Source organism: Tardiphaga sp. 813_E8_N1_3 (genome assembly GCF_051811025.1).
In the GTDB taxonomy this organism is placed as follows: domain Bacteria; phylum Pseudomonadota; class Alphaproteobacteria; order Rhizobiales; family Xanthobacteraceae; genus Tardiphaga.
The window spans coordinates 744,834-762,401 of record NZ_JBPWQE010000001.1 but is presented as its reverse complement, the minus strand read 5'-3'; the positions used below and the strand labels follow the sequence as shown (position 1 = coordinate 762,401).

Genomic DNA, 17,568 nt, shown 5'->3' with positions numbered 1-17,568 from the left:
ACGGAACCCGGAATCTCGGAGTGTGGATCATCTCGTACATCCCGGGCGGAGAGAGGTGATCAACTTGTCGAGGTTCCGGGTTCGCGCGTGCCGCGCGCCCCGGAACGACGAGTATTAGGCTATTTCGCAAACACTTTCGAGATCGCCGCCTGCGCGTCGCTTTGAATCTGCTTGAGATGATCCTCGCTGCGGAAACTCTCGGCGTAGATCTTGTAAACGTCCTCCGTGCCGGACGGACGCGCGGCGAACCAGCCGTTGGCGGTCGAGACCTTGATGCCGCCGAAGGACTGATCGTTGCCGGCCGCCTTGCTCTCGGTCTTGGTCACCGCATCGCCGGCGAGCTCGCTCATGCCGATCTGCTCCGGCGTGACTTTCTTCAGCACATTCTTCTGCTCGGGCGTCGCCGCGGCGTCGATGCGCTCGTAATAGGGCACGCCGAATTCCTGCGTGAGCTTCTCGAAGCGCTGGCTCGGATTTTCCTTGGTCACCGCGGTGATCTCGGCGGCGAGCAGGCCCAAGATAAGTCCGTCCTTGTCGGTGGTCCACACCGTGCCGTCCTTGCGCAGGAACGAGGCGCCGGCGCTTTCTTCGCCGCCGAAGCCGAACGAACCATCGACGAGACCGTTCACGAACCATTTGAAGCCGACCGGCGTCTCGACCAGTTGGCGGCCGAGCTTGTTCACCACGCGGTCGATGATGGCGCTGGAGACGATGGTCTTGCCCACCGCCGCATCCTTGCGCCAGTTCGGACGGTGCGCGAACAGATAGTCGATGGACGCCGCCAGATAATGGTTCGGATTCATCAAGCCGCCTGTGCGGGTGACGATGCCGTGGCGATCAGCATCGGTGTCGTTGGCGAAAGCGACGTCGAATTTCTCGCGCATGCCGATGAGCTTGGCCATCGCATAGGGCGATGAACAGTCCATGCGGATCTTGCCGTCCCAATCCAGCGTCATGAAGCGAAAGGTCGGATCGATCGCGGTGTTCACGATGGTCGCATCGAGCTTGTAGCGCTCGATGATCGGCTGCCAGTAATGCACGCCGGCACCGCCGAGCGGATCGATGCCGATCTTGACGCCTGATGCGCGGATCGCCTCCATGTCGACGACATCGGCGAGGTCGGTCACATAGGGCGTGATGAAATCGTAGCGCTTCACGAATTCGGATTTGCGGGCACGCGCGATCGGGATGCGCTTGACGCCGGCCATGTCGTTCTCGAGGAAGCCGTTGGCAGCTTTCTCCATGATGCCGGTGATGTCGGTATCGGCCGGGCCACCGTTCGGCGGATTATATTTGAAGCCGCCGTCTTCCGGCGGATTGTGCGACGGCGTGACCACGACGCCATCGGCCAGACCGGACGAGCGGCCCTTGTTGTAGGTGAGGATGGCGTGGGAGATCACCGGCGTCGGCGTATAACCGTCGTCCTGGTCAATCCGCACATGCACGCCATTGGCGGCGAAGACTTCCAGCGCACTGACCAGCGCCGGTTCAGCCAGCGCATGGGTGTCGATGCCGACGAAGAGCGGGCCGTCGATGCCGGCACCCTTGCGGTAATCGCAGATCGCCTGGCTGACGGCGAGGATGTGGTTTTCGTTAAAGGAATTGTGGAGCGCCGAGCCGCGATGGCCGGAGGTGCCGAAAGCGACGCGCTGGGCGGGGATGGACGGATCCGGCTTGCCGGTGAAATAGGCCGTCACCAGCCGAGGCACGTTGACCAGCAGGGATGGATCGATGGTTTTGCCGGCCAGCGGACTCACGTGAGCAGCCATTTGTTCTCCTTCGCACGCCAAGAACCCCGATACCGCGCAACCGCGACCGGGGGTCAGAACTCATGCATGAGTCTTGGCATGTTTTGGAGGACAAATCAGCTGTTTGCGAGGCGCCGTAGGGCCCGCGAAAGGCTCAGGACTGCCCGAAGGTCCGGCGCGAGACCCAGGCCAGCGGCAGGGCGAAGCAGACGAACATCGTAACCACGGCGACGGCAACCAGCATACTGTCGAAAGGCATATCTCTTCTCCTTGAGTGACGGAGAAGAGTGTGAGCGCGGCAGGACACGCTCACCTTGAGCTGCATCAAAATGCAGCGCGCCTTATGCCGCGGCGAGCTGATCCAGCCGGTCGGTGGACAGCAGCCGCACGCCATCGGGCACCACGACAACGGTCTTTTCCTTGGCGAGCTTGGTCAAAGTGCGGCTGACGGTTTCGATGGTCAGGCCGAGATAGTCGGCAATGTCCTGCCGGCTCATGGGCAGCGGGACGTTGACCGACTTCGAGCCGATGCGGCCATAGCGCGCCTGCAGGTTCAGCAGGAAGGCGGCGACCTTCTCGTCGGCAGTACGGCGACCGAGCAGCAGCATCTGGTCCTGCGCGAGCGAGAGTTCATGGCCGGCAAATTCATGCAGGCGGCGCAGCAGATGCGGCTTGCCATCGACATAGGCGAGAAACTGGGCGCGGGAGAAACGGCAGACGCGCACCGACGTCACGGCCTCGGCGGCGACGCCGTAGCGGTCCATCAGCGCAAGGCCCAGGAAATCACCGGGCAGCGCGAAGCCGACGATCTGACGGCGGCCATCGGGCAGCGACTTGTAGAGCCGGACGATGCCTTCGGTCACGTTGAACACGCTGCCGGCCAGCGCGCCCTGATCGAACAGCATGGTCTTGGCCGGGAAATTCTTGACCTGGCTAAGGCGATCAAGCTCGTCGAGTTCCGCCGGTTCCAATGCGCCGCAGACGCTGAACAGGCGCACCTTGCAATCGTCGCAGCCGTTGGTGCTGCGGCCGTGCTTGCAGTCGCGCTCTCCGGCACAGGTCTCGGCCGCTGGTTCCGCGAAGGTCATGGCACTGTCCATCTTCGGTTTGGTCATATGTGGCAGGTCTTGAAAATCACTCTACACCATTTGACATGGATCAATCCTGGACGCTTTGACCCATATCAATGCCGGACCAGCCCATCCCCGCCAATTTCGCAGGCCATGCGAGAATCCGGCCATGAATGAGGAATATCAGGCGCAACCAATGACTTGGGCAGATGCCCGGGCGGCCTATCCGCTCGTCTATCTGCACGATGCCAGCGTTACGCTGGATGCATGGCTGGATTTCGTGCGCCGGCGGACCGATGCCGACGGCAGCGATAACGGGCTGATCGTGATCCGCGACCGGCGCGATATCGTCCATGCGCTGTTTGCTTACCGGGTCGACCTCGACCTGCGCGGCACCAAACAACTCTGTATCGCGCAGCTGATCGTGGCCCAGATTCCCGGCTCGCAGATCGACTATGCCGTGGTCGCCTCGACCAGTCAGGTCGCGGCGTCGCTGGGCTGCCCGAGCATCGTGATCGAGCAACCGTTCCAACTGATGCCTGGCACGACGGCGCGGGCGCCAACAGCCGCGTGAGCGCCATCATTTCAAATCGGAAAATCCGATTGCAAGCGCCAATAACATTCGTTTGTCAAAATTCATGGCAGTCCTAGGCTCAAAGGAACTCCGAGGAGCGATACCGCCCCTCAATCATGCAGGAGCCGACCATGAAAACGATCATCCGCCCCGACATATCGGTCGCTCTCGCGCTGTTCGCCTTTGCTGCGGCGATCATCGCACGCCTGACAGCCACCAAGCGTTCCCGGCATAGCGCCGATCAGATCGCGGCGATCGTTGCGACATCGGGATATCCGTCCGGCACCTAGCCGCGCCTGAGCCCCGCATCACGTCCGCCTTGCCGGACGTTTCAGCGCCCTCGCCTGCCCTGCAGGCGCGGGCTTTTTGTTGGCCGCGTCATGCGCGAGGCGATGCATGAGTGCGACTGCTTCGGCGATGACCGCATCGTCGCGATCGCCGGGATAGACGACATAGGCTGGCATCGAAAATTCCGGCGCATCGGCGACGGCATGCAGCCGCCCGGCCTTCAGTTGGGGTGCAACGATGCGGCGCGGGAAATATCCGGAGCCGCCATTCTCCAGCACATGCTGCAACCCGAGCCAGCCGATATTGGCCGTGAGCGATGGCCCTGCGAAATCCGGAAACAGCGCCATGTGGCGCGCATAGAATTCCGGGCCCCAGTCGATATAGACGTAACCCGGCTGCGGCTCCGGCGCACTGTGCTTGCTGGTCGAGACCAGAATGAGCTGCTCATCGAACAACTGCTCGACCTTGAGGCCGGGCCGGCTCTGCGGCGTATACATGACGCCGATATCGATCCGGCCTTCGACGAGGCCCTGCATCAATTCGGCTTCGAGGGCACTCTCGGCGCGGATCGCGATATCCGGATGTTTCGCGCGCATCAGCGGCAGCCAGTGCAGCAGATGCTCCTCCCACAGCCCGATGCGACCGCCGACGGTCAGCGTGCCGCTGAAGCCTTTCGCAATGCCGACATCCTGCCGCGCATGTTCGACCGTACGTACCAGCGTGGACGCGTGTTTCTGGAACTGGCGGCCGGCTGGCGTCAGTGCGGCCCCCGCCTTGTTGCGAACGAACAGCGTCACGCGCAGCAACTGCTCAAGCGTCTGGATGCGCGCGCTGACCGTGGACTGTGTGACATGCAGCTTCTCCGCTGCAGTCACGAAATTCCCGGCGCTCACAACCGCAAGGAATGTCCTGGCCAGTTCGGTGTCCATACGAACGCTCCCCGGCTACGCGCCCTCGTCGAGCGCGACCATCTCGCGCTTCTTACGCAGTGCAGGCAACAGCGGGGCGATCAGAAGCACCACTGCCAGCAGCAAACAGGCTGCCGAGATCGGCCGCTCGATGAAGGTCATGAGATTGCCCTGCGACAGGATCAATGACTTGCGCAGATTGTTCTCCAGCAGCGGCCCCAGCACGAAGGCCAGCACCAAAGGCGCGGGCTCGTAGCCGAACTTGCGCATGAAGTAGCCGATGACGCCGAAGCCGATCATGACGTAGACGTCGAACACATTGTTGCTGCTGCAATAGACGCCGATGATCGTGAACAGGATAATCAACGGGAACAGCACATTGTAAGGCAGCTTCAGCAACTTCACCCACATGCCGATCAGCGGCAGGTTCAACACCAGCAGCATGAGGTTGCCGATATACATGCTGGCAACGATGCCCCAGAACAGCCCGGGATTCTGTGTGATCAGCAGCGGGCCGGGCTGCAGCCCGTGAATGACGAAAGCGCCGAGCAGCAGCGCCATGACAACGTTCGGGGGAATGCCGAGGGTCATGAGCGGAATGAAGGCGCCACCGGCGGCCGCGTTGTTGGCGGCTTCCGGACCCGCGACCCCTTCGATGGCGCCATGACCGAAACGCTCGGGGTGTTTCGACAGCCGCTTCTCCAGCGCATAGGACGCGAACGACGCCACCACCGCACCGCCACCCGGCAGGATTCCGAGGAAGAAGCCGAGGATGGTGCCACGCCCGATCGGCCCGGCACTGGCCTTCCAGTCTTCCTTGTTGGGCAATAGCTGCGTGATCTTGGCATTGATGATGTCGCGCTTGATGACCTGCTCGGTGTTGAGCAGCACCTCGCCGAGCCCGAATAGACCCATCACCACGGGCACAAGGCCGATGCCGTCGATCAGCTCGATCCGGCCGAAAGTCAGCCGCGGCTGCGCGGTGATGCTGTCGAGGCCGATGAGGCCAAGCACGATGCCGATACAGGCCATCAGCAGCGCCTTGGCCATCGAGCCTTGTGTCAGGAAGGTCAGCACCACGAGGCCGAGCACCATCAGGCTGGCATATTCGGCGGGACCGAACGCAATGGCGACCGAGGCCAGCGACGGCGCCACCAGCATCAGCATCACCAGCGCGAAAGTACCGGCGATGAAGGAGCCGAGCGCGGAAATGCCGAGCGCCGGGCCGGCGCGGCCCTGCTTGGCCATCTGGTGGCCGTCGATACAGGTGACGACGGAGGCGGCCTCACCGGGAATGTTGACGAGGATCGACGTGGTCGAACCGCCATACATCGAGCCGTAATAGATGCCAGCCATCATGATGATGCCGGACTCTGGCGTGCCGGACAGCGTCACCGGCAGCAGCAGCGACATCGCCGAGATCGGCCCGATACCAGGCAGCACGCCGACCAGGGTGCCGATGAAGACGCCGATGAAGCAGTAGAGAATATTGACGGGCTGCAGCGCAACGCCGAAGCCGTGCATGACATTGACGAGAACATCCATGATCCGTGTTTCCCGTCAGCCGATTTCGAACATGCCCGAAGGCAACTGGATCAGCAGGCCGCGCTTCAGCACCCACCACACACCAACAGGCGCCAGCACCGCGAGTGGGATCGCCAGCGTCCAACGCACGGGATCGATCACGCGCAACAGCAGCAGCATCAACGGAATGGTCGAAATCAGGAAACCCAGCGGTTCGAGCGCGAAAGCATAGGCCGAGAGGATCACGATGATCGCGCCCGGCTTGCCCCAGCTTGCGCCTTCCCATCGCGAGCCAAAGGTCGGTCCGCCTTCGGTTACCGAAGCAAGGATGATGGTAACGGCGAAAGCGCACATCAGCAGGCCAATATAGAACAGCATGAAGCCGGAGCCGGGATCGTTGATGGTGCCGAGCTTCAGCTTGAGGCCGGAGCGAATGACGAACACGCCAAGCGCAATGCCGATCACGCCGGTCCAGAGTTCTGAATTGTTGAGCCGGAATGGCGGGCGGGTGGAGGACATGGAGTGCCTTTGGTAGGTGCCTCGTATCTGCAGCGCCCGATTAGCTCCGATGTCGTCCCCGCGAAGGCGGGGACCCATACACGCTGTTGATATGCTGCGGGCAGACAGACGAGGCCTTGCTTAACTACAACGTCGGAGGTTATGGGTCCCCGCCTTCGCGGGGACGACACCTGTGTGTGAGGCTACTTCTTGCCCAGCCCGATCGTCTCGATCACCTTGCGCTCGGAATTGGTGACCTCGACTACGAACTTCTTGTAGTCCTCGGTGTTCTTATAGTTCGGCACCATGTCGTATTTCGCCAGCGTCGCGATGACGGCCGGATCCTCGATGGCTTTTTTGAAGGCGTCATGGAGCTTGGCGACGATCTTCGGATCCATGCCCTTTGGCCCGGCGATGCCGAATGGGGAGTCATAGACCATCGGATAGCCGCTTTCCTTCAGCGTCGGCGCATCCGGGAAATTCGGCGAGCGCTTGTCGGTCCACACCATCAACAGACGCAGCTTGCCGGCATCGACCAGCGGCCGCCAGCCAGTGGAATCTGCCTGCAGCATTGTGTGATTGCCGAGCACCGCGGCATTGGTTTCGGCGCCGCCCTTGAACGGCACCTGAGTCATCTTGATGCCGGCCAGGGCCGCAATCTGCTCCATGCCCACATGCAGCGAGGTGCCGGTGCCCGGCGTCGCGTAAGTCACCTTGCCGGGATTGGCCTTGGCGAAATCGACCACGTCCTTCCAGGTCTTGAACTGCGACTCCGCATTGGTGGTGATGCCGAAGGTGTAGCCGGTGAGATGGATGATGTAGGAGAAATCCTTGTCCGGATTCCACGACACGTCCTGCATCAGCGGCAGGCGGAACACGGTGATCGGAATCTGCGAGATGGTGTAGCCATCCGGTTTCGCCGCCGCTGCCATGGTCGCGGGACCGACCGTGCCGCCACCGCCACCCTTGTTGTCGACGGCGATCGGCTGACCGAGATGTTTCGACGCCGCGTCCGCAATCGCGCGCATCGAGATGTCGGTGGAGCCACCGGCGGGCCATGGCACGATCAGTGTGATCGGCTTGGTCGGATAGTCCTGCGCCTGGGCTGCACCGCTGAACATGGTGGCGGCCGCGACGAGCGCGACAGCAGCGGACAAGGCAAGGCGATTGCGTTGCAACATGTGTTTCTCCCTCTGCGATTCCGGGGGTGATGCCCGGACCGGCTGTATTTTTATTGTCGTTCAGTCTAGCCCGGAACAAACCCAGGAAAAGGACATGTTTCGAACCGGGCTACGAACGCGTCTTGCGTCTTTGGCAATCAACGATGATTTCACCGCCGCCGCAATTCGCAATCAGGATGAGCCATGCGACATTCCGTCTGCACGCGGAGATCGCCCGGCTGACATATTGATCGCAGCGGACAAGAAATTCCGCCTGCAAAAATAACTGAAAAATTTTCATCCGACATGTCGGATCGCGGCGGGCTCATGCGTCCTTTGCGGGACCATCACCGAAGAGATAGCCAGAGTATACCAACAGGAGCCATCCGATGAGCAAAATGATCTTCGTCAACCTGCCGGTCAGCGACCTGCCCCGTGCGGTCGCCTTCTACGAGGCGGTCGGCGCGACCAAAAACCCGCAATTCTCCGACGACACCGCCGCTTGCATGGTGTTCTCCGAGACCATTCACACGATGCTTCTGACCCACGACAAATATCGCCAATTCACCTCCAAGAAGATCATCGATGCAAAGACATCGAGCGAAGTGCTGATCGCGATGTCGGCCAACAGCCGCGATGAGGTCGACGATCTTGTGAAGAAGGCCGTGGGTGCGGGCGGCAACCCCGATCCGACACCCACGCAGGATTTCGGCTTCATGTATGGCCGCAGCTACGAGGACCCTGACGGTCACATCTGGGAAGTGATGTGGATGGATATGGCAGCGGCGCAGACTGCAATGGCTCAGGCCTGATCGAGAGAGGGACAGCAGCAATGTCAAAGATCTCACCCTGCATCTGGTATGTGAACGAAGCCGAGCAAGCAGCGAAGTTCTACTGCTCGCTGTTGCCCAACTCATCCATCGACCTGGTACAGCGCAGTCCGATCGACACGCCCTCGGGCAAGGCCGGCGATGTCCTCGTGGTCAGCTTCAAGCTGGCCGGCCAGAGCTTCATCGGCCTGAATGGCGGTAGCCCGGCCACGTTCAGCCATGCGGTGTCCTTCACCATCCATTGCGACGACCAGGCCGAGACCGATCGCCTGTGGGACGCCCTGCTCGCCAATGGCGGCAAGCCGCAGCAATGCGGCTGGCTCAACGACCGCTGGGGCGTGCCGTGGCAGATCGTGCCCAAGGGCTTCACGGAGATGGTCGCAAGCGACAACCTCGAAGGCTCCAAGCGGGCCATGACGGCCATGATGGGCATGGTGAAACTCGACCTGGCGGCCCTGAAAAAGGCGTTCGACGGCGGCTGAAGCCGGTCCTAAGTGCCTGATCGGGCGGCGATAGCGGCCCGGCGCCGAAATCACCAGCGAGGTAGCGGGAACATCGATTCAGACAGTGATTTCAGACGTCGCCTTGCTTGACATCGAGTCCCCCGACTTCTTATATGCCGCGCATTCGCCGGGGGACGATTTGTCCCCTCCGGATGCCGTGGCGGGGTAGCTCAGTTGGTTAGAGCACGGGAATCATAATCCTGGGGTCGGTGGTTCGAGTCCACTCCTCGCTACCAACAATTCGAGAGCAATCTCAGCATCTTAAAAGGCCCGCCTCCGAGCGGGCCTTTTGCTTTCTGATGACCCGTACAAGATCCGTACAAACCATCGGTCCACGATCGCCGCCTGTTGCCAAATTGCGACCCCCCTCCAATTGGAAAAATCTGCACCGAGTTGGAGAATTTTACACTCGTAGCCCCGGTTTCGACTCGACTCTAAGTTCTCTTTTTGTTCTCATGCCGTCATGGCAAGCAGGCGACCCGCGGACTGGCGATTCCCAACTGAGAAGCAACAGCGCGCCGAGGAGACGGCCAGGCGCATGCACACTGCCGCCGATGTAAGTTTCTTGGGTCACAACGACGTTCCTGACCCAAAAACCTCACAAACGCCGACGCCTGGCCCAGCCGACCAGATGCCAGACGCCTACTGGGATGCCGTGCTGGCGGACCCACGCGCCTCCGCTAGGCCGGGCGTCCATATCGGCAACCGGCGCCTCAGCGAGATCCCGCGCCATGTGCTGCGGGTGTCGTGCCGCCGTTGCGATCGCATCGTCGAGATCCAGACCGCCGACGCCTTGAAGCTCTACGGCGAGCATGCGATCTGGAAGGACGTCGGCATGAAGTTGCTCGACAACGGATGCCAGGAGCGGACCGGCGTCCGCGAGGACGACGGCTGTTGGCCGTCCTACGACACGCCGTGAGATGGCCCGGAAATATCACCCCACGCACATGTCCGGCAGCGACCGCAAGGCGCTGACGAAAGAGCTGCGCAAGTCTCGCGCGATGACTGGCATGCTGGCCGCCCAGGCCGACGAGATGCGGTCAAAGGCCGAGGCCCTGATGAAGCAGGCCGACCGGCTCAGCTGCGAGAGCTGGAACGAGCGCATGTGGGCGGACGGCGAGCCGATCGACCCGTCCCCCACGATCGACCAGGCCCTCAACGGTGGCTTCCCGTGGCTGCAGATAGAGTGCTCCCGCTGCAGGACGCCGCGGGACGTTGACCTGGCCGCGCTGGCCCACCCGCCGGCGACGTGCGTGCACGACCTCGCCGGCCGGCTGCGCTGCGAGAAGTGCAAGAAGGCAGGCAAGCGGCCGGTGGCGACGGTCCTGCAGCTGGCGCCGAGGGCCCGGCACGTATAGCGTCTGGAAACAGGGGTACGGACATGCGGGCGGTGGTTTCGATAGGCATCTTGATCGCGATGATGGGCGCAGCGTCGGCGCAGGTTGACACGTCGTCCTACCCGCGCCCCGGTCCGCAGCCGTCGTTCCTGGATCAAATCGGCCAGGCGCAGCGCATCGAGCTGCAGCGGCAGCAGATAGAAATGGGACGGATGCAGATCGAACAGCAGCGCCTACAGAGGCAGCAGCAGGATCCAGAATCCCGGCGTCAAATGGAATTCGAACGGTAGCAGGCCGAGGCGTATCGGCGGCGGCATCCGCAGGGGCGGTGACAGTAGTTGTCTTCTACTGACAGACCAATTGTGCAACAAGCCGTTGCACAATTGGAACCGATCTGCCCCACCCAGCTTGAATCCGCCGTCAGTTGCGGAGTTGCGTATGAGTTGGAATCTGAAGTTTCCGGAGCCGATCGCCGTGCCTGGCCGGCGCCCGCTCGCGACGCTCCGCGACGCCGCCACCTACATCACCGGACTTCCGCGGGACCATCAGCAGGAGCCCCGATGGCAGAACGCCGTCCATGTCCTCATCCAGGCCGCCGACCACGGCGGGCCCGTCGAGTTCGCCCGGCTCGGTATGATGCAGGCGCTGCACCCGCGCGTCCCGGTCTACGACATGTCGCGGAAGGATCCGAAATGGCGGAATAGTCGGAAGCTGGTCAGGGACCGATGACGGCTGGCCTCAGCGTCTCTGCGGGGCTTCTTTTTAACCCAATCCGAGTGCCACGGTCGCCGCGCCCTCGACGTCATTTCGGCCATCACGCTCTCCCTTCCTGTCCCTGCTGCCTGATCCCCGCCATCGGGCGGATCTTCGTGGCGACCTTGCACCTCTTCCCATCGTCTTCACCGCGCACGGCGTCGCAGTCGCGGCACACGACGCGATCGAAGCGAATGTGCCATTGGTGTCCGTTTGATGCCGTGATGACGTCTGGGACGGGCACCACCTAATCTCCTCGTTTCCGCGGCTTCTCGATCGCGTTGGGGGCCTGTGTGGCGCTGGCCGCGCCGCACACGTACCACCAGTCGCCCAGCCGCATGACGGCGCCGGGGATGAACGGCAGCCCCGGCTCCCATGACTGCAGCGTCTTGCCGAGCGGGATCTGATCTTCGGGAACGACGACCGGCGCGCCGTGCTCGGCGATCGATTGCTCGATGATATGGCGGCGGTTGATGCTCATGATCTAAAATCATCAAGTTTGGTTTCTTATCGTCAGCGGAGGTCGCGCAAAAACCTCTCACATCCTCAGCGCTGGTGCGGACCTGCGCACGAAATAGATTTTCCGCTGGCGAGTGGTTTTGTCCGCCATCGGCGCGCACGCGAATTGGTAGCCGTCGGCCTCCATCAGATCCCAAATCTCATCGGCGAGATCCTCCCCGGCCTTCACAATGAAAACCTTGTGATCGAGATCCTCGATGCCCCCGACGACTTCTCCCATGATGTCCATCGTAGCCTCCTCTTCTGAAACGTTTGAGAACCAAAAAGGACCTACTCGCGGCACAACACTTTCTCGCATAACGCCGCAGTATCCCTGCTTCCGCTGCGGTCTTGGGCGTCAGAGGTTTGCCTCTGCGGACACCACGCATTGCCAAAGCGGCGTGAGCGCCGCGGGAATCATCCGTCGGCGGCCAGCAACCTCAAAACGAAAAATGAATCCTTCGCGAAAAATCTTCGAAATCGGCAAAGGAGATCGGCAAAATAATCGGCAACGTTCAAGTCCAGTGGTTCGGCGCGTAGCCGTGCTCGCGCCAGTGCGCTTCATCGATCGCATGCCAGCGCCTTGCCTCCTCGGGCGTCTCGCGGGCGTCGAGCGCGAATATTTTCATCGCCATCGTATCCGCGTGCGCCGCGCCGACGGTGGCATCGACATGCCACGTCACCGCCCAGGCCGGCATCGATGACGGCGGCCCCGGCGTAGCGGACGCGACGGTGCCGACCCAGAACCGTTCCGCGTGTCGCAGCAAGTGCTCGCTTCCGATCGCCGGGCGGCCGCTGGTCGTGACCAGGATCGAATACAGCAGCTGTTGGATCGCATCTGTCATTCGCTCTCCTCAGCGCGCGCCGCTGCCGCAGCGGCGCGCGCGATCAAAACCCATGGGGACTCGTCGGATGACGGAGGCGGGTCCAGCACGAATCTGCTGAAAGTCTTATCCGTGTGCGACCATGCGCTCCCGTCCGGCCTGACCCCAACTGTCGCGATGTGAATTTTGCCGAGCAGCGTGATGTCGGAGGTGGCGGTGATCATGAGTGCGACCGTCATATGTCGATGCCATCGATCGGGATCTCGCGACCGGCGGACTCACCTAGTGTGTAAAGGGTGTTGGTCGTCCGCACGAATCTATGCCTGCGGTCGAACCATTGGACCGGCGAAGTCTGGATGGTCTCTCCGGGCCGGAACCCTGAATGCTTGTGGACCTCGCCGCGCATGATCAACACGAAATCATCGCCGCGCCGGCGGACCGCGGCCTCCCAGTTTTCGAGTGTCGCAGCCTGCAGCAGCGCAAGCGGGGTCGGCACCTCACCGCAGATGTAGGACTCGATGTCAGCGGCCAGCTTTCGGCGCGCAGCCTCGCTCTTCATCATCAATGCCTCATCGCATACTGGTCGCGGGCCTCGAGGGTCGCTGACACGATCTTTTGCAAATTGCGCATCGAGAATCCGCTGCGCGACCAGGCCTTGCTGATGACGGCCAATTCGTCATCGGCCAGCGGCGCGTCGTGCGCCCTGGTCTCGTCATTGGCCGACAAGTCGCGCACGACCTGCGCGGCCAACTGCGGCAAGTGCTGCAACGTCGGCGCGGCCACGCGGATGATGCGGAATCGATCCCTTAAGGGCGTAGGCAGACGCGTATCGTCGTTCGCGGTTGCAATGAACGTCACGCGCGATAGGTCGAGCTCAGCATCAAGCGACTGGTCGCGATACCTTCCCGCCGTCTCGCGGTCCAGAAAGGGCAGCAGCGCATCGGCAAGTCGGCCGTTCGTTTTGCTGGCGCTGGCTTTCTCGATCTCGTCGACGAGCACGATCGGATTGGCGGTTCGCGACTGCCCGACCGCGCGGGCAGGCACCGAAGCCTCGGTGTTCCCCCACGATTTGGACGTGCCGCCGAAGTGGTTGTCGCTGCTGGCGGCGGCGTCGTATCGGTGGATGAACAACCGCAGGATCTCCGCGAGCCTCCGCACCAGACGCGATTTTCCGGATCCTGGCGAGCCGACCAACAGCATCGGCTTCAGCGTCACCGGCTGGCCTTCGCGCAGGTCTCGGATCAAAAGGTCAACGGCCACGGTGGCGTGCGGGAACTCGGCGTGCAGCGCCGCCCGAATGCTTGCAACGTCGCGCGCGACTACGAGAGGCAAAGCCGCGTCGACGATCTCCTTGAACGGCGCATTGTAGTTGTTCAGCTTGGTTGCCCGCGCTGCCGGCATGACCACCAAAGTCGGCCCGGGCGGCTTAAACGGCTTCTTTGTGGTTTCGTCGCGCACGGGTTTCGAATCAGGAATCGGTTCGATGTCGGCTTCCGGCGAAGTTTCACGCTCAGCGAGGCGGAACATCGTGATCACGCTGCTGGTCCATTCACCTTCCGCCGCCCGCCACCAAATGCGTATCCGCGCGCGCAGTTCGGCGTCGGCGCGTTCGTCGAGACCGGCGTGATCGAGCGCGTACTGCAACTGCGGCAGCACGTGACGGAAACTTTCCGGCCGCCGCGGATCGACGGTCAGCATCGACCAAGCGAGAGCAAGGGCGCCAGCGCTCGGAGTGGCGACGCTGTAAAGATGATCGATCAGCGGCCGGATCGCGCTCGGCGACCGAAACGAGGTGCCGAGCGCGTCCAGCACCGCCTGTGCGCGCGCCTGCCCAACCGTCGGTTCAGTCCGCGCCAGCAGACAGCCGAAAGCGTCGGCCAAACTAGGGGCCAGCAGCGCTTCAAACGCGGGGTGCTCTTCAGGACCTGGCGGTCTCATCGCTCCGCCTCCTGCTCCGGCTCGACAGGCGCCGGCGGCGGGGCGCTCTCAGCCCGGTCCTCGAGCACGGTTTGCAGCCAATATCGATGCGCGGCCGCTTCAGAATCCTTCGAATCCATGTTACTCATCAGGTGTACCAAGGTGCCATCATATGGCGTTCTTGTTGCAACAAAAAGCACGGAAAAGCAAGGCGAAATGCGATCCATGGTTAAGAAAGCGACACCGAAAAAGAAGGCCGAGAAAGCCGAGAAAAACGTCGGCGGCCGGCCCCGTCGCGACCCAGACACGCTCCGAACCGAAAGATTGGTTTTAAGGATTCATCCGGATTTGATGACCGCGATGACCGATCTAGCCAAAGCCAACGGCATCACGAGGAGTATGCTCGTCGAACGAGCCATGATCTCGTTCGTCAACATGAGCAACCCTGCGACGGAGGCGCGGCTCGACTATATGGGGCGCCAAATGAAGGGGACCGAGACCGGCGGCGCTCCGCTCGGAACTCCGCAGTCGTTCAATCAGATTTGGAAGAGGGCCGTCGGCGGTTCGTACGTGGCGCCGAAGACCAACGTCAAGCCACCAGGCTGGGAGCCGAATCCTTCGGACATTACCGGCAACCCGGATGACGATCACGGCATCTGATCGGATGTTTCGAGGCGTCGAAAACAATTCGAGTATCGTAATATCAATTCGGAATTTTGACTCTTTATCAGTGACTTAGGTTTTCGAGCGTCACTGCGCTTGCAGCGACCAACAATTCGACTCTTTGAACATTAAAGACTCGAAACAATGGAATCTCGAATTGTCGACATTACGAATCTAGAATCGTCCACGCATCTCGGGTGGTCTGCGGAGGTGCAAGTTTGACCGATAAGTCGGCTTATCGGTCAAGTGTAGTTCTCCTCGATATTCTTCGGCCGCCACCGTTTCAAGTTGCCATCATACTGATTATTCAAACTTTTTCCGATTAGGCCGCTTGACGTTTGCCAGGGTTCCCCCGATCCTATGCTGGTTCAGGGATCGCATATGCACTCCTCACTCGTCACATTCAGCCAGTCATACGACGTCGTCCGTGACGGCCGGATCGCTGTGCGCGAGCGTACGAAGAAGGCACAGATCGACGCCCTCAGCCGGCTCAGCGACGACGACCGCGACGCCCTCCGGAAGGCTGAGCGGGACGCCAAGATCGCGCGCTCGGTCGACATCCAGCAGGCCTACCACGCCGTCAGCGCGGGCGACCCCACGCAGGAGCAGCGCGACCTCGTCTGCAAGACCGACGACACCAATCGCCACCTGCTACGCATGCGCGGCGAGCAGACCGCCGAGGAGCGCATCTACACCGTCGGCCACTTCTACCCCGGATCCCACATCGCCGGACCCGTGGGCGGCAAGGCGATCCAGGGACCGAAGCGGACGTTCGGCCTGCTCTCCGAGGGCGACCCGATCCGGAAAAGGTTCATCGCATCCTGCGGCAAGCCGAAGCGCCGCAACAAGACCACCGGCGAGGTGCCGAAGACCGCGCTGCGCGCCGGCCCATCGAAGGACAAGATGTGGCGCCAGATGCAGCCGCTGGTCGCGCACGACGAAGTCAACGTGCAGTTCAGCGTCAACTGCGTCGATTTCTGGCGGCACGACAAAGACACCCCGCCAGGCAAGAAGTGGCTGTTCGACTCCGAAGAGGCGATGGTCGCTCACTATTTCAACGAGTATGCCGAGGGCCGACTGGGCGTGCTGCCGACATTCGCGGTCCACACGCCTGACGACCGTTATCCGGGCCGCGTCGTCAGCGCGCACGTCTACTGCATGCTGCCGGACGATGGCATCAAGGAAGCCGGCCACGGCTCCTCCGGCGTTTGGGAAGGCCAGAAGCTCCAGCACGCCATGCTCGAACAGGTGCAGGCCAAGCTCAACGAGCAGCTCGGCGCCGATCCGGGCGGCCTGTCGAACATGTACCAGGGCAAGCATCCGTGCTGCCCCCAGAACCGCTACGTGCCGATCAACGTTTCGCATCTCATGACGCTCGGCGAGATGTTCGAGGCCCTCGACTGCGGTGGCGGTCCTGGCCGCTATGAGATGGCCCATCGCCAGGGACGCCAACGCCTGCAGGGCCTCGGACTGGATCCGGAAGCATCGAACAGTTTCTTCACCGTGACCTCTGAAGAGGGCCTGTACGCGGTCCGCGCCGCCTACAAGGCAGACCGCAAAATCTACGGCAAGCAGGCGCACGGCGAGCGAGCGTTCGATCTGGCCTGGTTGAAGATCCAGGCACACATCGCAACCTGCGGCAAGGATCTACCATACGAAGCTATCGAGACGCTCGAAGGGCTGTTGCACGGCGCGATCGCCTGGGCACTCGTCGATTTCGACCCTTCCCGCGTCAACCGCGCGCCGTATAATCCCGGCGCCGCCGCGCACCTGATCTTGCCGACGGACGACGAGGCGACCCGTCAACGCAAAGGCCAGACCGTGAGCGCCGAGAGCAAGCGTCGTCACTCCCGCCGGCTCATCGCCGACGCCAAGGCCGCAATCGAGGCCGAGGGCGGCGAGCTGACGATCTCCGAGCTGGCCCGCCGCACCGGCCTCGCCCGCGACACGGTACGCAACAACCTCACGGCTGCCGTCGTCGAGGCCACGGCCAACGAGATGCTCGCCGTCGTCCGCTCGGTCAACGAAACCACCGCACCCTCGTCCGGGGTGGCGGTTCAGTCCGGTGTGTGGGGGGTAAGCCTGTCAGGCAGCATTGAAATCAAGCTGTCATCCCAGCCGGAGATCGTCATCCAGAGCGTGCAGCACCCGGACGACCTCCCGATTTCCTGGCGACCGATCGACTGGGACGGATTCCGGGACCGCAAGCTCAGAGAATATGCCCACGGCGTCCGGTCCGGCCGTATCGACTCGTCAAAACCTCGCCGACGCACGACCGGAGCCAACCTGGTCGACTTCCTGACCGGCGGGCCCGTGCGACGCTACGCTGCCCCGGAAGGCCGATCCCAGCGCCGCGTGATCCAAAAATCCGGACCAAACCTCATTCATCCTACCTCCGTCGCTGACCGTCACGCCTCCCGACGCTGACAGGCGCCGTGTCAATCCGTTGGTCACGTGAGGCCTGCGCTTGCGA

22 protein-coding genes and 1 tRNA gene are annotated in these 17,568 nt (G+C 62.2%); 11 read left to right on the top strand and 12 right to left on the bottom strand.

All coding sequences use genetic code 11. The annotated features are described in order from the left end of the window. Nucleotides 1–119: 119 nt before the first annotated feature. Complete coding sequence (pgm, locus tag AB8A33_RS03600; RefSeq protein WP_439091452.1) at nucleotides 120–1,769, bottom strand: phosphoglucomutase (alpha-D-glucose-1,6-bisphosphate-dependent); 1,650 nt, start codon at nucleotides 1,767–1,769, stop codon at nucleotides 120–122. 320 nt (nucleotides 1,770–2,089) lie between these two features. Next, nucleotides 2,090–2,836 (bottom strand): Crp/Fnr family transcriptional regulator, encoded by a 747-nt coding sequence (locus AB8A33_RS03595; protein WP_439091451.1) that lies wholly within the window; start codon nucleotides 2,834–2,836, stop codon nucleotides 2,090–2,092. Between the two features lie 178 nt (nucleotides 2,837–3,014). Between AB8A33_RS03595 and AB8A33_RS03590 the strand changes: the two genes are divergently transcribed. Next, complete coding sequence (locus AB8A33_RS03590) at nucleotides 3,015–3,392, top strand: hypothetical protein (protein ID WP_439091450.1); 378 nt, start codon at nucleotides 3,015–3,017, stop codon at nucleotides 3,390–3,392. 131 nt (nucleotides 3,393–3,523) lie between these two features. Further along, complete coding sequence (locus AB8A33_RS03585; protein ID WP_439091449.1) at nucleotides 3,524–3,682, top strand: hypothetical protein; 159 nt, start codon at nucleotides 3,524–3,526, stop codon at nucleotides 3,680–3,682. Between the two features lie 18 nt (nucleotides 3,683–3,700). Here the strand turns inward: AB8A33_RS03585 and AB8A33_RS03580 are convergent, their stop codons facing one another. The 4 genes from AB8A33_RS03580 to AB8A33_RS03565 all read right to left on the bottom strand — a co-directional run bounded on the left by AB8A33_RS03580 (nucleotide 3,701) and on the right by AB8A33_RS03565 (nucleotide 7,731). Further along, entirely contained in the window at nucleotides 3,701–4,609 is a 909-nt protein-coding gene (locus AB8A33_RS03580; RefSeq protein ID WP_439091448.1) for a LysR family transcriptional regulator, read from the bottom strand. A 15-nt stretch (nucleotides 4,610–4,624) separates the two neighbouring features. Then, nucleotides 4,625–6,133, bottom strand: coding sequence for a tripartite tricarboxylate transporter permease (locus tag AB8A33_RS03575; RefSeq protein ID WP_309943462.1), 1,509 nt, complete (start codon nucleotides 6,131–6,133; stop codon nucleotides 4,625–4,627). Between the two features lie 15 nt (nucleotides 6,134–6,148). After that, nucleotides 6,149–6,631, bottom strand: a complete 483-nt coding sequence (locus AB8A33_RS03570; protein ID WP_439091447.1) for a tripartite tricarboxylate transporter TctB family protein — start codon at nucleotides 6,629–6,631, stop codon at nucleotides 6,149–6,151. 182 nt (nucleotides 6,632–6,813) lie between these two features. Beyond that, nucleotides 6,814–7,731, bottom strand: coding sequence for a tripartite tricarboxylate transporter substrate binding protein (locus AB8A33_RS03565; RefSeq protein ID WP_439095846.1), 918 nt, complete (start codon nucleotides 7,729–7,731; stop codon nucleotides 6,814–6,816). Between the two features lie 428 nt (nucleotides 7,732–8,159). Between AB8A33_RS03565 and AB8A33_RS03560 the strand changes: the two genes are divergently transcribed. The 7 genes from AB8A33_RS03560 to AB8A33_RS03530 all read left to right on the top strand — a co-directional run bounded on the left by AB8A33_RS03560 (nucleotide 8,160) and on the right by AB8A33_RS03530 (nucleotide 11,169). Continuing rightward, on the top strand, nucleotides 8,160–8,582 hold the full coding sequence (locus tag AB8A33_RS03560; protein WP_439091446.1) for a VOC family protein: 423 nt from the start codon (nucleotides 8,160–8,162) through the stop codon (nucleotides 8,580–8,582). Nucleotides 8,583–8,602: 20 nt separating this feature from the next. Further along, complete coding sequence (locus AB8A33_RS03555) at nucleotides 8,603–9,082, top strand: VOC family protein (RefSeq protein ID WP_439091445.1); 480 nt, start codon at nucleotides 8,603–8,605, stop codon at nucleotides 9,080–9,082. A 180-nt stretch (nucleotides 9,083–9,262) separates the two neighbouring features. Continuing rightward, a tRNA-Met gene (locus tag AB8A33_RS03550) sits at nucleotides 9,263–9,339 on the top strand. A 395-nt stretch (nucleotides 9,340–9,734) separates the two neighbouring features. Continuing rightward, nucleotides 9,735–10,022, top strand: coding sequence for a hypothetical protein (locus AB8A33_RS03545; protein WP_439091444.1), 288 nt, complete (start codon nucleotides 9,735–9,737; stop codon nucleotides 10,020–10,022). A 1-nt stretch (nucleotide 10,023) separates the two neighbouring features. Next, the gene (locus tag AB8A33_RS03540; RefSeq protein WP_439091443.1) at nucleotides 10,024–10,461 is read left to right on the top strand and encodes a hypothetical protein; all 438 of its coding nucleotides are present in this window, start codon (nucleotides 10,024–10,026) and stop codon (nucleotides 10,459–10,461) included. Between the two features lie 23 nt (nucleotides 10,462–10,484). Further along, nucleotides 10,485–10,730, top strand: a complete 246-nt coding sequence (locus AB8A33_RS03535) for a hypothetical protein (RefSeq protein ID WP_439091442.1) — start codon at nucleotides 10,485–10,487, stop codon at nucleotides 10,728–10,730. Nucleotides 10,731–10,878: 148 nt separating this feature from the next. Continuing rightward, nucleotides 10,879–11,169 carry a hypothetical protein gene (locus AB8A33_RS03530; RefSeq protein ID WP_439091441.1) on the top strand — a complete coding sequence of 97 codons (291 nt, stop codon included), beginning with the start codon at nucleotides 10,879–10,881 and terminating at the stop codon, nucleotides 11,167–11,169. Between the two features lie 271 nt (nucleotides 11,170–11,440). Here AB8A33_RS03530 and AB8A33_RS03525 read toward each other — a convergent pair whose 3' ends face one another. The 6 genes from AB8A33_RS03525 to AB8A33_RS03500 all read right to left on the bottom strand — a co-directional run bounded on the left by AB8A33_RS03525 (nucleotide 11,441) and on the right by AB8A33_RS03500 (nucleotide 14,453). Continuing rightward, the gene (locus tag AB8A33_RS03525; protein WP_439091440.1) at nucleotides 11,441–11,674 is read right to left on the bottom strand and encodes a hypothetical protein; all 234 of its coding nucleotides are present in this window, start codon (nucleotides 11,672–11,674) and stop codon (nucleotides 11,441–11,443) included. 57 nt (nucleotides 11,675–11,731) lie between these two features. Then, nucleotides 11,732–11,941, bottom strand: a complete 210-nt coding sequence (locus AB8A33_RS03520; RefSeq protein WP_439091439.1) for a hypothetical protein — start codon at nucleotides 11,939–11,941, stop codon at nucleotides 11,732–11,734. A gap of 265 nt (nucleotides 11,942–12,206) precedes the next feature. After that, nucleotides 12,207–12,536, bottom strand: coding sequence for a hypothetical protein (locus tag AB8A33_RS03515; protein ID WP_439091438.1), 330 nt, complete (start codon nucleotides 12,534–12,536; stop codon nucleotides 12,207–12,209). Continuing rightward, on the bottom strand, nucleotides 12,533–12,739 hold the full coding sequence (locus AB8A33_RS03510) for a hypothetical protein (RefSeq protein WP_439091437.1): 207 nt from the start codon (nucleotides 12,737–12,739) through the stop codon (nucleotides 12,533–12,535). The genes AB8A33_RS03515 and AB8A33_RS03510 overlap by 4 nt, the downstream gene beginning before the upstream one ends. Before the next feature lie 11 nt (nucleotides 12,740–12,750). Continuing rightward, entirely contained in the window at nucleotides 12,751–13,077 is a 327-nt protein-coding gene (locus tag AB8A33_RS03505) for a hypothetical protein (protein WP_439091436.1), read from the bottom strand. Beyond that, entirely contained in the window at nucleotides 13,077–14,453 is a 1,377-nt protein-coding gene (locus tag AB8A33_RS03500; RefSeq protein ID WP_439091435.1) for an AAA family ATPase, read from the bottom strand. Before AB8A33_RS03500 ends, AB8A33_RS03505 begins: the two co-directional genes overlap by 1 nt. 204 nt (nucleotides 14,454–14,657) lie before the next feature. On the opposite strand from AB8A33_RS03500, the gene AB8A33_RS03495 reads away from it, so the two are divergent. Both AB8A33_RS03495 and AB8A33_RS03490 read left to right on the top strand, forming a co-directional pair. Then, nucleotides 14,658–15,092 (top strand): hypothetical protein, encoded by a 435-nt coding sequence (locus tag AB8A33_RS03495; RefSeq protein ID WP_439091434.1) that lies wholly within the window; start codon nucleotides 14,658–14,660, stop codon nucleotides 15,090–15,092. 384 nt (nucleotides 15,093–15,476) lie between these two features. Then, nucleotides 15,477–17,522: a hypothetical protein gene (locus tag AB8A33_RS03490; protein ID WP_439091433.1), complete on the top strand. Its 2,046-nt coding sequence runs from the start codon at nucleotides 15,477–15,479 to the stop codon at nucleotides 17,520–17,522. Nucleotides 17,523–17,568: the final 46 nt, after the last annotated feature.